Source organism: Streptomyces sp. (assembly GCF_035644915.1).
Lineage (GTDB): Bacteria > Actinomycetota > Actinomycetes > Streptomycetales > Streptomycetaceae > Streptomyces.
Window position 1 is genome coordinate 1 of the sequence record NZ_DASQNP010000107.1, and the last position, 12,510, is coordinate 12,510.

Consider the following 12,510-nt stretch of genomic DNA (forward strand, 5'->3'; position numbering starts at 1 on the left):
CGCGCCCGGTCCGGCCGCCAACCTCAGATTCCGCTCTGAACCGGCGCCTTCCGGGGTTCACCGCCGGCGTTCCGGACGACACTGCCCACAGGGGAACAGCAGGACGGACGGGGGGACTTCCATGCGCACCGCCTTCCGGCGGCCCGCCTCACCGGCGCCGCGGGCACTGGAGCCGTACGACGCCGCGTACCTGGCCGGCGGCCCGTGGCAGGTGGCCGAAGCCGCCCTCGTCGCGCTGGGCGAGCGCGGCACCGTCACGGTCAGGGCCACCCGGGTGCGCGCCGTGGAGGAGGCGCCGCGGCCCGACCACCCGGTCGAGTGCGCCCTCACCGGTCTGTGCCCGCGCAGCGCGAGCGTGGTCTACGTCCTCACCGCCGTCTCGGACGGCCCCGAGGTGGCGGAGATCGGCCGCCGGCTCGCCTCCCAGGGCCTGCTCACCCACCGCTTCCGCCGCCGTCCCACCCGTGCGGGCCGCCGCCGTCTGGTACGGGCCAGGCGGGACGGCACCCTCCCCGCGTACGTCCTCGACGGCCCGTCCGCCCTCCCGGACGGGCCCCTGCGCCGCACCCTCACCGGAGCCGGAGTCGGAGTCGGGTCCGCGCCGCCGTCCGTCTTCCGCCGGCGCCTGGTCCGCATGGGCACCAGGGCCATCGACCCGGACGCGGTCGTGCCCGCCTCGGGCCACCACGTGGACACCGGCCACGGCTCCTTCGGCGGCGGCGGTGGCGGCGACTGCTGAGCCCGGGCCCACCGGCGCCACCCCGCGCGATGGGCGCTCCCCGGGCTTCCGCGCGCCGGGGAAACATCCTGTTCGCACCGTGTCGTGCCGTGTCGCGGCGTTTTGGCCGTGGACGGCGGGAAGCCTCGCTACAGTGCGGCGACCAACGGTGCGCCGGGGCCCGGAGCGCACCGGGCGCGGGCACCGGCGGCAGGGGGTGGTCATGGCGGAGGAGCCGACCGAGCGGCCGACACGACAGCTTGCCGAGGAGGACGTCCTGGCGGCGGTCGGGCGGAGGATCGAGGCCGGCGGCGGCGTGGTGGACCTGCGCGCGCTGGGTGCGGTCGAGGTCACCTGGTGCTCGGCCCTCGACTGCCGCGTCGTCCGCTCCCTGAGACGGCGCAGGGAGGTCCCGGCGGCGGCCAGGGGCCGTCCCGACCTGTCGGACCGGCCCGTCTACTACGAGAACGTGGACGACCACCCGGTCCCCCCGCCCCCGACCCCGGAGACGCGGCAGGTGTGGAGGCTGGTGCGCAGCGGCTCGGTGCGGCGGCACGACTGCTACTGCGACGACGGCAAGGTCTCCTGCCCGCGCTGCCGGGGGAACCGGCGCCTCCCCTGCGCGCGGTGGACGGAGTGCGCCGGCTGCCGCGAGCGCAGGACGGAGTGCTGTGTCGCGTGCCGGGGCAGCGGGAAGCGGCAGCGGGGGAGGACCCCCGTGCAACCGTCGGAGGAACCCGTGCGGCGGACCGCCTGCGAGCGGTGCGGCGCGCCGGACGCCGCCTGCCCCGACTGCCGGGGCCAAGGCCACGGCGACACGACGTGCCCCGACTGCCGGGGGCGGGGTTCCGTCCCCTGCCCGGAGTGCGGCGGCCGGGGGAAGGTCGCACACGAGGCGTGCGGCGGCCGGGGCCCGAGGGTCTCCTGGACCGAGGGCGTCATCGAGGACTCCCCCCGCCGGGAGCGGGTGCGGCTGCCCGGGAAGCGCCTGCCGCCCCTCGTCCGCTGGCGGGCCGCCAGATCGGGGGAGTGGCGGGAGGCCACTCTCGGATACGACGACCCCCTGCCCGACGACCTCGCCCCCGAACACCGCGCGGCCGTCGAACCCCGCCTCGCCAGGGAACCGGACGAGGTGGCACGGCGTGTGGACATCCGCCATCTGCCCCTGGCGCGGGTCACCGTCGTCACCGTCCCCGACCAGGTCTTCTACGTCTTCCCCGGCCGCCACGGCCTCCAGGTCGTCCCGGTCGCCTCGCGCCGGCGGGTCGGACGGATCGCCGCGTCGGCCCTCGCCGCCGCCGCCCTGTGCGCCCTCGTCCTCATGTTCCTGCTCCTCTGAGACCGGCCCCCCGAGGCCCGGGGCGGACCCGACGTCCGCACCCGCGGGAGGAACAGCCACCGAACACGCAACCGCCGTCCACGTCCGGCCGGCCAGCGGCTCCGGCCGGCTACCGCGCCACGAACTGCGTCAGGATGGCCTGCACCTCGTAGATGTCGACGCCCTTGGTGAAGGTCTTCCGGATCGGGACGGAACTGCCGGAGAGCCAGATCTTGAGCTCCGCGTCGAGGTCGAACGTGCCGGCCGTCTCCACCGAGAAGTGCGTGATGCTCCGGTACGGAATGGAGTGGTACTCCACCTTCTTGCCCGTGATCCCCTGCTTGTCGACGAGGATGAGCCGGCGGTCGGTGAAGAGGATGGTGTCGCGGATCAGCAGGTACGCGGCGCGCACCTCCTCCCCCTGCCCCAGCAGCCGCGCGTAGTCCTGCTGCGCCGCCCCCGGATCGATGGTGTGCGCGTTCCCGAACAGCGCCATGCCGGACAACCCCCCACGCCTCGCCGTACCCGGTCCCCGCAACCTACCCCGCCCCACCGACAGCCGTCCCGGAGAACGAACAAGGGCCCAGGTCGCCGACCTGGGCCCGAAGTTCCGGAGCGGGTGACGGGAATCGAACCCGCGCTCTGAGCTTGGGAAGCTCATGTTCTACCATTAAACTACACCCGCGAAGAGCGAACGATCACGCTGCTCATCGACGCACACTGTACCGCATCCCGGACCCCCGGCGCACAGCCGAGGGGTCTTTTTGGTGTGCCCGCGGATGGCTTGGAGGTGTGGTGTCGGGAAGCGGGGGAAGGGAGTTGAGGCGTACGGTGGGGGTGGGGCGCCTGAGGCTGCCGAGCCGCTTGATCCCTTAATGTGGCTTTTGTCGTCCACGTACTTGGGGAGAGGCAAGCGATGGAATCCACCGTCGTTCAGTGCGCCGATGGGCATGTGTTCAGCACCTCGACGTTCCCGATGCAGAACCTCGGCAGCAGCCGGATCGGCCCCGGCCGCCTGCTGCGGTGCCCGCGGTGCGCGCGGCTGCGGCAGGCCGTGCCGGTGACCCGGGCGGTGGGGGCGGTGGCCGGGAGGCGCTGAGGCGGCCGGGCGCGGCGGCAGCGCGGCAGGATGTGGGCATGCGGGCCCGGTGCGGGAGCGCCGGGCCCGTGGTCTGTACGCTCGGCACGTGCTTCTCTCAGACAAGGACATCCGGGCCGAGATCGACACCGGGCGGGTGAGGATCGAGCCGTACGACCCGGCGATGGTGCAGCCTTCCAGCATCGACGTACGGCTGGACCGCTACTTCCGGGTGTTCGAGAACCACCGCTACCCCCACATCGATCCGGCCGTCGAGCAGCCCGACCTGACGCGGCTGGTGGAGCCGGACGGCGACGAGCCGTTCATCCTGCACCCGGGCGAGTTCGTGCTGGCCTCCACGTACGAGGTCGTCACGCTGCCGAACGACATCGCGTCCCGGCTGGAGGGGAAGAGCTCGCTGGGGCGGCTGGGTCTGCTGACGCACTCCACGGCCGGGTTCATCGACCCCGGCTTCTCCGGGCACGTGACGCTGGAGCTGTCGAACGTGGCGACGCTGCCCATCAAGCTCTGGCCCGGGATGAAGATCGGGCAGTTGTGCATGTTCCGGCTGACGTCGCCCGCCGAGCACCCGTACGGCTCCGCCCGCTACGGCTCCCGCTACCAGGGGCAGCGCGGGCCGACGCCCTCCCGGTCCTACCTGAACTTCCACCGCACGCAGGTCTGAGGGAGGCGAGCGCATGAGCGAGGAACGGGAGAACCTGACGTACGAGCTCTTCGGGCGGGCGATCCGGGAGCTGGCGCAGAGCATCGCGGACGACGGCTACGAGCCGGACATGATCCTGTCCATCGCGCGCGGCGGGCTGTTCGTCGCGGGCGGGCTCGGCTACGCGCTCGACGTCAAGAACCTCCACGTCATGAACGTCGAGTTCTACACCGGTGTGGGCGAGACGCTGGAGATGCCCGTCATGCTCCCGCCGGTGCCCAACGTCGTGGACCTGCGCCAGAAGAAGGTCCTGGTCGCCGACGACGTGGCCGACAGCGGCAAGACGCTCAAGCTGGTGCACGAGTTCTGCTCCGAGCACGTCGCCGAGGTGCGGTCCGCGGTGGTCTACGAGAAGCCGCAGTCGCTGGTGAAGTGCGAGTACGTGTGGAAGCGCACCGACCGGTGGATCAACTTCCCGTGGTCGGTGGAGCCGCCCGTGGTGCGCCGTCAGGGGCAGGTCCTGGACGCCTGAGGGCAGGGGACACCGGGAGGAACGCCGGAGGAACGCAACGGAGCCCCGGCCGCCGCACCACGGCGGCCGGGGCTCCGTGCCAGAGGGCCCGTACGGGCCCGTACGGCCCCGCCTACAGCGTGCCGAGCTTGATCAGCGCCAGCAGCGCGATCAACTGGATCGCGGAGGCGCCCAGCGCCTTGGGCCAGGGCAGGTCGTGCGAGCGGCTGACCATCGAGGTGAACAGGGCGCCCGCCGCGATCCAGGTGACCCAGCCGACGACCTGGACCAGCGAGGCGTCGCCGCCGAGGAACATCGCCAGCAGCAGCCGCGGGGCGTCCGTGATCGACATGATCAGCATCGACAGGCCGATCGTCGGTCCCCACAGGCCGTCACCGCCGAACTGGCGGGCCAGGGTGTGGGTGACCGCGCCCATCAGCAGCCCGGAGATGACGACGGCCACCCCGGTGATCAGGACGAACGGGATCGCGCTGGAGAGCGTGGAGTTGATCGCGTCCTCGCGGGCCTGGTCGAAGCCGAAGACGGCGAGCAGGCCGTAGAGGAAGGTGACGACCAGCGCCGGGCCCCACACCGTGTGGTCGCGCATCTGCCAGAAGGTGGCGTTGGGGCGCAGCACGATGCCGCTCAGCAACTGCTTCCAGTGCAGCCGCGGCCCGGCCGGTGCCGCCGGCGGGTGGCCCGCGGCGTAGGTGCCGCCGTCGGTGTAGCCGTCGCCCTGGGACGGGGGAAGGCCGTGGTCGGGCGCCTCGCCGAGGCTGAACACCTGGGTGTGCCCGGGGGTGTTGGCGTACGGGTCGTGCCCGGCCGGCCGGCCGCCGGGGCCGGGGTGGCCCGGGTCGCCGAAGTACTCCGGCTCGCCGTGCCGTCCGCCGCCCTGGTGCCACGGGGGCGAGGGCTGCGAGGGCTGCGGGGGGCCTCCGTACGACGGCTGCGGGCCCCGGCCGTACGGTGGCTGCCCGTGCGTCGGCTGCCCGTACGGCCCCGGGGCCTGCTGCGGGGGGTACTGCCCATGCTGCTGTGCGTTCCGGGAGTCCCGGCCGCGTCCGATCCTGAATCCAGCCACGCCTTCGAACGTACCGTGTCCCGGCGGCGGTGGTACCGGGCCCCGGGGGCCAAGTCCGGCATTGCCGCCGAGCTGTGACATCCCTTAGGGGAACCCCGTGGTGCCGTCCCCCCGGCCGGGGTGGGGGTGGCCGGACGCGGCCGCGGGCCCGGCCTGGAGGGCCGGGCCCGCGGGGAGGCGGAGGGTGCGGGGTCAGCCGGCGAAGTTGACGCCGAAGTGCGGGGTGCCGGTCTTGGAGACGCCCACCGTGGTGACGGAGAAGAAGGCGCCGCCGCTGCCGGTGGCGATCCTCGTGCCGTCCGAGCGGAGGGCGGTGACCGCGCCGTCGCGGCCGTCCTCGCCGAAGGCGCCGACGGTCAGGTCGGCCTTGCCGTCGTTGTTCATGTCGGCGAGGTGGACGTCGCTGCCGAAGTAGTCGCCGGACTCGTTGCCGCCGGGGACGCCCGGGGTGTTCTGCTCGATGAACTGCGAGCCGGTGCCGGTGATGCCGGAGCCGTCCGCCGCGCCGTACAGGACGGTGACCGCGCCGGTGTACTGCGCGTCGCCCAGGGTCTCGCCGGGGGCGCCGACGACGAGGTCGAGGTGGCCGTCGCCGTTGACGTCGCCCAGGTCCAGCTCGGCGCCGAAGCCGTCGCCCGTCTCGGAGCCGCCGGGGACGCCGGGGCTGTCCTGGGTGATGGTCTCGTCGGGGTAGCCGCCCGGGCCGGAGGGCGAGCCGTGGAGGATGTTGACCTTGCCGCCCGGGCTGCTGCCGGGGACGTCCTCGTCGAAGTCCATGCCGATGACGATGTCGCCGAAGCCGTCGCTGTTGACGTCGCCGATGTCGGTGATGAGGCCGGCGGGGAGCTTCTGCTGGCCGTCGGTGGTCAGGCCGGAGGCGGAGCCGGGCACGTAGTAGTTGGCGTTCCAGTGGTACTCGCCGTCGCTGGAGACGTCCTCGTAGCCGTCCACGACCAGGTCGGCGATGTCGTCGCCGTTGACGTCGCCGGCATGGAGGTTCTTCGGGCCGGTGACGTCGCCGCCGAGGATGGCGGGGCGGACGCCGTAGGCGCCGCCGGTCTGGCCCTCGGCCCGGCCGAAGCCGCCGCGGTAGACGCGGACGAGGGAGGAGCTGGTGCCGATGGCCAGGTCGGCCTTGTCGTCGCCGTTGAAGTCGGCGGCCTCCAGCACGAACCCGAAGCGGTCGTGGGAGGTGGGCGACGGATCGGGGACGTTGGTGCCTCCGGACAGGCCCGACGGGGAGCCCCAGATGATCTGGACCATGCCGCCGTCGGCGTCGTCGCCGAGCTTCTCGTACGGGCTGCTGACGGCGAGGTCGGTGTAGCCGTCGTCGTCGAAGTCGGCCGCGGCGGTCTCGAAGCCGAAGGCGTCGCCGATCTCGGCGGCGCCGGGGACGCCGGGGCTGTCCTGGCTGAGGACGGTGCGCTGGGAGCCGGTGGTGAGGCCGTTCGCGGAGCCGTAGATCACCACGACCTGGCCCGCGCCCTCCCGGCCGTTCACGGTGGCGGAGGGGGCCGACACGGCGATGTCGCGGTAGCCGTCGCCGTTGAAGTCGGCGACGGGACGGGCGCCGTCGGCGGCGGCCGTGCCGACGCCGGCGACCAGCAGGCCGCCGGTCAGGGCCGCCACGGTGGCGGCGGCCAGGGACGTGCGGAAACGATGCTGCACTCGGACCTCTCCTGCTGCACGGGGAGGATGCCGCCTGGCATCCGGGACTGATGGGTGCCAGGACCGCGGGCGTCACCGGGCGTTGGCCCGGGGTTCACGCGGTGATGGCGTCCAGGAGACCTCCGAGGGGGTGGCGGGGTTGTACGGAACTGGTGGTTCCTTTTGGGGAGGCTGCGAAGGAAGGGACGGGAGCGACCACGGCCGTACGTCTCCCCGTCCGTGTGCCCGCGCCCGTACGCCCGCCGTACGAACGGCGACGGCCGGCTCCGCGGGCTGCGGAGCCGGCCGTACGGCGGTCGGGACGGTCGGGGCGGTCGGCTACTTGGCGGGCTCGGGCTCGGGGGTCTTCTCCGACCCGGCCGCGTCGTCCGGCCCGGCGGGGGTCTTCACCGAGTCCAGCAGGAGCTGGGCCACGTCCACGACCTGGAGGTCCTCCTTGGCCTTGCCCTCGTTCTTCCGGCCGTTGACCGAGTCGCTCAGCATCACCAGGCAGAACGGGCAGGCGGTGGAGACGATGTCCGGGTTGAGCGAGAGCGCCTCGTCCACGCGCTCGGCGTTGATGCGCTTGCCGATCCGCTCCTCCATCCACATCCGCGCGCCGCCGGCGCCGCAGCAGAAGCCGCGCTCCTTGTGGCGGTGCATCTCCTCGTTCCGCAGGCCCGGCACCTTGGCGATGATCTCGCGCGGCGGCGTGTAGACCTTGTTGTGGCGGCCCAGGTAGCAGGGGTCGTGGTAGGTGATCAGGCCCTCGACCGGGGTGACCGGGATCAGGCGGCCCTCGTCCACCAGGTGCTGGAGCAACTGGGTGTGGTGGATGACCTCGTAGTGGCCGCCGAGCTGCGGGTACTCGTTGGCGATCGTGTTGAAGCAGTGCGGGCAGGTCGCGACGATCTTCTTCTTGGACTTCGGCTTCCTCGTCGACTCGTCCTCGTCGTCCTCGCCGAAGGCCATGTTCAGCATGGCCACGTTCTCCTGGCCGAGCTGCTGGAAGAGGAACTCGTTGCCCAGGCGGCGGGCGGAGTCACCGGTGCACTTCTCGTCGCCGCCCATGATCGCGAACTTCACGCCCGCGATGTGCAGCAGCTCGGCGAAGGCCTTGGTGGTCTTCTTGGCCCGGTCCTCCAGGGCGCCCGCGCAGCCGACCCAGTACAGGTAGTCGACCTCGGACAGGTCCTCGATGTCCTTGCCGACGACCGGGACCTCGATGCCCGTCTCCCGCTGGAGCTCCTTGGTCCACTCCAGCCGCTGCTTCTTGGCCAGGCCCCAGGGGTTGCCCTTCTTCTCCAGGTTCTTGAGCATCGTCCCGGCCTCGCTCGGGAAGGCGCTCTCGATCATCACCTGGTAGCGGCGCATGTCGACGATGTGGTCGACGTGCTCGATGTCCACCGGGCACTGCTCGACGCAGGCGCCGCAGGTGGTGCAGGACCACAGCACGTCCGGGTCGATGACGCCGTTCTCCTCCAGCGTGCCGACCAGCGGGCGCTCGGCCTCGGCGAGGGCGGCCGCGGGGACGCCCCCGAGCTGCTCCTCGGTGGCCCTCTCCTCGCCCTCCACGGTCTTGCCGCCGCCCGCGAGCAGGTAGGGGGCCTTGGCGTGCGCGTGGTCGCGCAGCGACATGATCAGCAGCTTCGGCGAGAGGGGCTTGCCGGTGTTCCAGGCGGGGCACTGCGACTGGCAGCGGCCGCACTCGGTGCAGGTGGAGAAGTCCAGCAGGCCCTTCCAGGAGAAGTGCTCGACCTGGGAGACGCCGAACCGGGTCTCCTCGCCGCCCTCCTCGTCGAACACGGTCTCGAAGTCGATCGGCTTGCCGCCGCTGGTCATCGGCTGGAGCGCGCCGAGGGCGGTGGAGCCGTCCGCCTCGCGCTTGAACCAGATGTTGGGGAAGGCCAGGAAACGGTGCCAGGCGATCCCCATGTCGATGTTGAGCGAGACCGTGATCATCCAGATCAGCGAGACACTGATCTTGATCATCGCGGTGAGGTAGACCAGGTTCTGCAGCGTGCCGGCGTCCAGCCCGTCGAAGGCCGCGACCAGCGGGTACGAGGCGAAGTACGCCGCCTCGTAGTGGTCGACGCGGTGGAGCGCGCCCTCCAGGCCGCGCAGTACGAGGATCGCGATGCCGATGGTGAGGATGACGTACTCGACGAAGTACGCCTGCCAGGCCGTCGAGCCGGCGAAGCGGGACTTGCGGCCGGGCCGGGTGGGCAGGTTGAGCAGCCGGATCGCGATGAGCACCAGGATGCCGACGACCGTCATCAGGCCGATGAACTCGATGTACATCTCGAACGGCAGGAAGCCGCCGAGGACGGGGAGGGTCCAGTCGGCCTGGAACAGTTGCCCGTACGCCTGGGCGAGGGTCGGCGGGAGGGTCAGGAAGCCGATGGCGACGAACCAGTGGGCGAAGCCGACGATCCCCCACCGGTTCATCCTGGTGTGGCCGAGGAACTCCTTGACCAGGGTGATCGTCCGCTGCTTCGGGTTGTCGGTGCGGCTGCCCGCGGGCACCGGCTGGCCGAGCCTGACGAAGCGGTAGATCTGCGCGACGGCGCGTGCCAAGAGCGCAACGCCGACCGCGGTGAGTACCAGCGAGACGACGATCGCGGCGAGTTGCATGGCGGCTCCTCGAACCTGCGGGGCGGTGCCTGCTGCTGCAAGCTTACTAAGCGGTAACTTATCCGATCTGTTCGAGACTACCCACTAACGGAGGCCGTCTGTAGCCGCCCGTACGGTGATCTGCGTCGCTGAGGAGGCGGTCCCGGCGGGCTCGCCGCCGGGCCGGACGGCCGCGGGTCGTCCGGGGCGGGGCGCCGGGCCGGGGGCGTGCCCGGAGGCAGTCCCGGACGGCCGGGCGGAACCATCCTATAGATCCTCCCACCGCTCGATTGATAGGAAATGCGGTAAAAAGGGAGAAGCTCGGTTCCCGCGGTCAGGAGGAAAGTCCCTATGCGCCCTCTGAGCGCGGGGTCCGCGCGCATCGCCGCGAGCCTGTGGGGACGGCGGTGGATCTGGCTGCTCCTGCCCTGGCTGCTCGTCCTCGGGGTCACCGCGGTCGAGATCGCCGACAGTCTCGGAGGCCATGTCTTCCACGCGGGTCCCCTGCTCTCCCCGGCGCCCGCACTCGCCGCGATCCGCGGCGGCCCCCGTGACGTGCTGGCGGTCTCCGCGGCGTCCCTGGCCATCGGCCTGGGCAACGCCGTCGGCCACGACTGGAGCGGGGCGGACAACCACACGGTGGTCCTGGCCTCGGTGGCCGTGATGAGCGCGGCCAGCCTGGTGGCGAGCGTGGCCCGCGAACGGCGCGAGGGGCAGCTCGTCCGGCTGCGCCGGGTGGCCGAGGTCGCCCAGCAGGCCGTGCTCCCCCCGGTCCCGCCCCGCGCGGGCGGGCTGCGGCTGGCGGCCGGCTACAGCGCCGCGGAGTCCGACACTCTGGTCGGCGGCGACCTGTACGAGGTCGTGGCGTGCCGCGGGCGCGTCCGGCTGATCATCGGCGACGTGCGGGGCAAGGGCCTGCCCGCGATCCGTACGGCGGCCGTGGTGCTGGGGGCCTTCCGGGAGGCGGCCCTCTACGAGTCCGCGCTGGAGGTCGTCGCGAGCCGCTGCTCGCGCGCGGTGGCGCGGGCCGCGGACGACCTGGGCGGCGAGGAGGGGGACGAGCTGTTCGTCACCGCCGCGCTGGTGGAGATCGAGGGGCCGGTGGTGCGCGTCCTCGACCTGGGGCATCCGCCGCCGCTGCTGCTCACGTCCGACGGCTGCCGTCCGCTGGCGGTCGAGCCGCTGCCGCCGCTGGGCCTGGTGCACCGGTTCGCCGACCACCGCGGGGACGGGCGGGGCGAGTGGTCGGTCCGCACCCGGTGGCGGCCCGGCGACCGGCTGGTGCTCCACACCGACGGGATCGACGAGGCGCGCGACGGGGACGGCCGGTTCTTCCCGGTCGTCCCGCACCTGGAGGCGCTGCGCGCGGCGCCCACCGAGCGGCTGCCGGAACTGCTGCTGGAGGCGGTGGTCCGGTACACCGGCCGCGGGCTGCGGGACGACGCGGCGGTCCTCGCCGTGGAGTTCACCGGGGACCGGTCGCCCGGGAACTCCGGGAGCCCGGCGGACGTGTCACCTCCCGGAGCCGGGCGGGCCGGCCCGCCGGAGGCCGTCGAAGAGTGCGTCGAGGGGATGTGAGCCGGGCCACTGGAGGAGAATTGAGCCGACATGACTCAGCTCTCTTGACGGCGGGTTCCCTCCTGCTGCACCCTTGAGTCAGTTTTACTCAAGGCATGAGCTGGAGGAACTCGACATGGCACGTGCGGTCGGCATCGACCTGGGTACGACGAACTCCGTCGTCAGTGTTCTGGAAGGCGGTGAGCCCACCGTCATCGCCAACGCCGAGGGCGCCAGGACCACGCCGTCCGTTGTGGCCTTCGCGAAGAACGGTGAGGTCCTGGTCGGCGAGGTCGCCAAGCGCCAGGCCGTCACCAACGTCGACAGGACGATCCGGTCGGTCAAGCGTCACATGGGCACCGACTGGAAGATCGGCCTGGACGGCAAGGACTTCAACCCCCAGCAGATCAGTGCCTTCGTGCTCCAGAAGCTGAAGAGGGACGCCGAGGCCTACCTGGGCGAGAAGGTCACCGACGCGGTGATCACCGTCCCGGCGTACTTCAACGACCACGAGCGCCAGGCCACCAAGGAGGCCGGTGAGATCGCCGGTCTGAACGTCCTGCGCATCGTCAACGAGCCGACCGCCGCCGCGCTCGCCTACGGGCTGGAGAAGGAGGACCAGACCATCCTGGTCTTCGACCTCGGTGGCGGTACGTTCGACGTGTCGCTGCTGGAGATCGGCGACGGCGTCGTCGAGGTGAAGGCCACCAACGGTGACAACCACCTCGGCGGTGACGACTGGGACCAGCGGATCGTCGACTACCTGGTCAAGCAGTTCCAGAACGCCCACGGCGTGGACCTGTCCAAGGACAAGATGGCCCTCCAGCGCCTGCGCGAGGCCGCGGAGAAGGCGAAGATCGAGCTGTCCAGCTCGACCGAGACCACCATCAACCTGCCCTACATCACCGCCTCCGCCGAGGGCCCGCTGCACCTGGACGAGAAGCTCACCCGCGCCCAGTTCCAGCAGCTCACCCAGGACCTGCTGGAGCGCTGCAAGATCCCGTTCCACAACGTGATCAAGGACGCGGGCATCCAGATCTCCGAGATCGACCACGTGGTCCTCGTCGGCGGTTCGACCCGCATGCCCGCCGTCTCCGAGCTGGTCAAGGAGCTGACCGGCGGCAAGGAGGCCAACAAGGGCGTCAACCCGGACGAGGTCGTCGCCATCGGCGCGTCCCTCCAGGCCGGTGTGCTCAAGGGCGAGGTCAAGGACGTCCTGCTGCTGGACGTCACCCCGCTGTCCCTCGGCATCGAGACCAAGGGCGGCATCATGACCAAGCTGATCGAGCGCAACACCACGATCCCGACCAAGCGCTCGGA

General features: G+C 71.8%; 11 protein-coding genes and 1 tRNA gene. 7 read left to right on the top strand and 5 right to left on the bottom strand.

What is annotated here, in order from left to right; genetic code table 11:
* Nucleotides 1-121: 121 nt before the first annotated feature.
* Both VE546_RS12775 and VE546_RS12780 read left to right on the top strand, forming a co-directional pair.
* On the top strand, nt 122-739 hold the full coding sequence (locus tag VE546_RS12775; protein WP_324921748.1) for a TIGR04222 domain-containing membrane protein: 618 nt from the start codon (nt 122-124) through the stop codon (nt 737-739).
* Between the two features lie 202 nt (nt 740-941).
* Complete coding sequence (locus tag VE546_RS12780; protein ID WP_324921749.1) at nt 942-2,057, top strand: hypothetical protein; 1,116 nt, start codon at nt 942-944, stop codon at nt 2,055-2,057.
* Nucleotides 2,058-2,166: 109 nt separating this feature from the next.
* Here the strand turns inward: VE546_RS12780 and VE546_RS12785 are convergent, their stop codons facing one another.
* Together VE546_RS12785 and VE546_RS12790 are read right to left on the bottom strand one after the other, a co-directional pair.
* Nucleotides 2,167-2,532 carry a PH domain-containing protein gene (locus VE546_RS12785; RefSeq protein ID WP_324921751.1) on the bottom strand — a complete coding sequence of 122 codons (366 nt, stop codon included), beginning with the start codon at nt 2,530-2,532 and terminating at the stop codon, nt 2,167-2,169.
* A gap of 118 nt (nt 2,533-2,650) precedes the next feature.
* A tRNA-Gly gene (locus VE546_RS12790) sits at nt 2,651-2,721 on the bottom strand.
* 231 nt (nt 2,722-2,952) lie between these two features.
* Between VE546_RS12790 and VE546_RS12795 the strand changes: the two genes are divergently transcribed.
* From VE546_RS12795 to VE546_RS12805, 3 genes are all read left to right on the top strand, one after another.
* Nucleotides 2,953-3,135 carry a hypothetical protein gene (locus VE546_RS12795; protein WP_324921753.1) on the top strand — a complete coding sequence of 61 codons (183 nt, stop codon included), beginning with the start codon at nt 2,953-2,955 and terminating at the stop codon, nt 3,133-3,135.
* 88 nt (nt 3,136-3,223) lie between these two features.
* Nucleotides 3,224-3,799, top strand: a complete 576-nt coding sequence (gene dcd, locus VE546_RS12800) for a dCTP deaminase (RefSeq protein ID WP_324921755.1) — start codon at nt 3,224-3,226, stop codon at nt 3,797-3,799.
* A 13-nt stretch (nt 3,800-3,812) separates the two neighbouring features.
* Nucleotides 3,813-4,310, top strand: coding sequence for a phosphoribosyltransferase (locus tag VE546_RS12805; RefSeq protein ID WP_324921757.1), 498 nt, complete (start codon nt 3,813-3,815; stop codon nt 4,308-4,310).
* Nucleotides 4,311-4,422: 112 nt separating this feature from the next.
* On the opposite strand, the gene VE546_RS12810 is transcribed toward VE546_RS12805, so the two are convergent.
* The 3 genes from VE546_RS12810 to VE546_RS12820 all read right to left on the bottom strand — a co-directional run bounded on the left by VE546_RS12810 (nt 4,423) and on the right by VE546_RS12820 (nt 9,654).
* Nucleotides 4,423-5,454, bottom strand: a complete 1,032-nt coding sequence (locus tag VE546_RS12810; RefSeq protein WP_324921759.1) for a Yip1 family protein — start codon at nt 5,452-5,454, stop codon at nt 4,423-4,425.
* Between the two features lie 111 nt (nt 5,455-5,565).
* Nucleotides 5,566-7,041, bottom strand: coding sequence for an FG-GAP-like repeat-containing protein (locus VE546_RS12815; RefSeq protein ID WP_324921761.1), 1,476 nt, complete (start codon nt 7,039-7,041; stop codon nt 5,566-5,568).
* Nucleotides 7,042-7,359: 318 nt separating this feature from the next.
* The gene (locus VE546_RS12820) at nt 7,360-9,654 is read right to left on the bottom strand and encodes a (Fe-S)-binding protein (protein WP_324921763.1); all 2,295 of its coding nucleotides are present in this window, start codon (nt 9,652-9,654) and stop codon (nt 7,360-7,362) included.
* A 330-nt stretch (nt 9,655-9,984) separates the two neighbouring features.
* Here VE546_RS12820 and VE546_RS12825 point away from each other — a divergent pair, with 330 nt between their 5' ends.
* Both VE546_RS12825 and dnaK read left to right on the top strand, forming a co-directional pair.
* The gene (locus VE546_RS12825; protein ID WP_324921765.1) at nt 9,985-11,211 is read left to right on the top strand and encodes a PP2C family protein-serine/threonine phosphatase; all 1,227 of its coding nucleotides are present in this window, start codon (nt 9,985-9,987) and stop codon (nt 11,209-11,211) included.
* A gap of 115 nt (nt 11,212-11,326) precedes the next feature.
* Nucleotides 11,327-12,510: molecular chaperone DnaK (gene dnaK / locus VE546_RS12830; RefSeq protein WP_324921767.1), on the top strand; the 1,184-nt coding region annotated here is incomplete at its 3' end.

What these genes read in the sequence shown, in the direction of transcription:
- VE546_RS12775 (WP_324921748.1), top strand. Translation starts at nt 122, where the DNA reads ATGCGCACCGCCTTCCGGCGGCCCGCCTCACCGGCGCCGCGGGCACTG.
- VE546_RS12780 (WP_324921749.1), top strand. Translation starts at nt 942, where the DNA reads ATGGCGGAGGAGCCGACCGAGCGGCCGACACGACAGCTTGCCGAGGAG.
- VE546_RS12785 (WP_324921751.1), bottom strand. Translation starts at nt 2,532, where the DNA reads ATGGCGCTGTTCGGGAACGCGCACACCATCGATCCGGGGGCGGCGCAG.
- VE546_RS12795 (WP_324921753.1), top strand. Translation starts at nt 2,953, where the DNA reads ATGGAATCCACCGTCGTTCAGTGCGCCGATGGGCATGTGTTCAGCACC.
- VE546_RS12805 (WP_324921757.1), top strand. Translation starts at nt 3,813, where the DNA reads ATGAGCGAGGAACGGGAGAACCTGACGTACGAGCTCTTCGGGCGGGCG.
- VE546_RS12810 (WP_324921759.1), bottom strand. Translation starts at nt 5,454, where the DNA reads ATGTCACAGCTCGGCGGCAATGCCGGACTTGGCCCCCGGGGCCCGGTA.
- VE546_RS12820 (WP_324921763.1), bottom strand. Translation starts at nt 9,654, where the DNA reads ATGCAACTCGCCGCGATCGTCGTCTCGCTGGTACTCACCGCGGTCGGC.
- VE546_RS12825 (WP_324921765.1), top strand. Translation starts at nt 9,985, where the DNA reads ATGCGCCCTCTGAGCGCGGGGTCCGCGCGCATCGCCGCGAGCCTGTGG.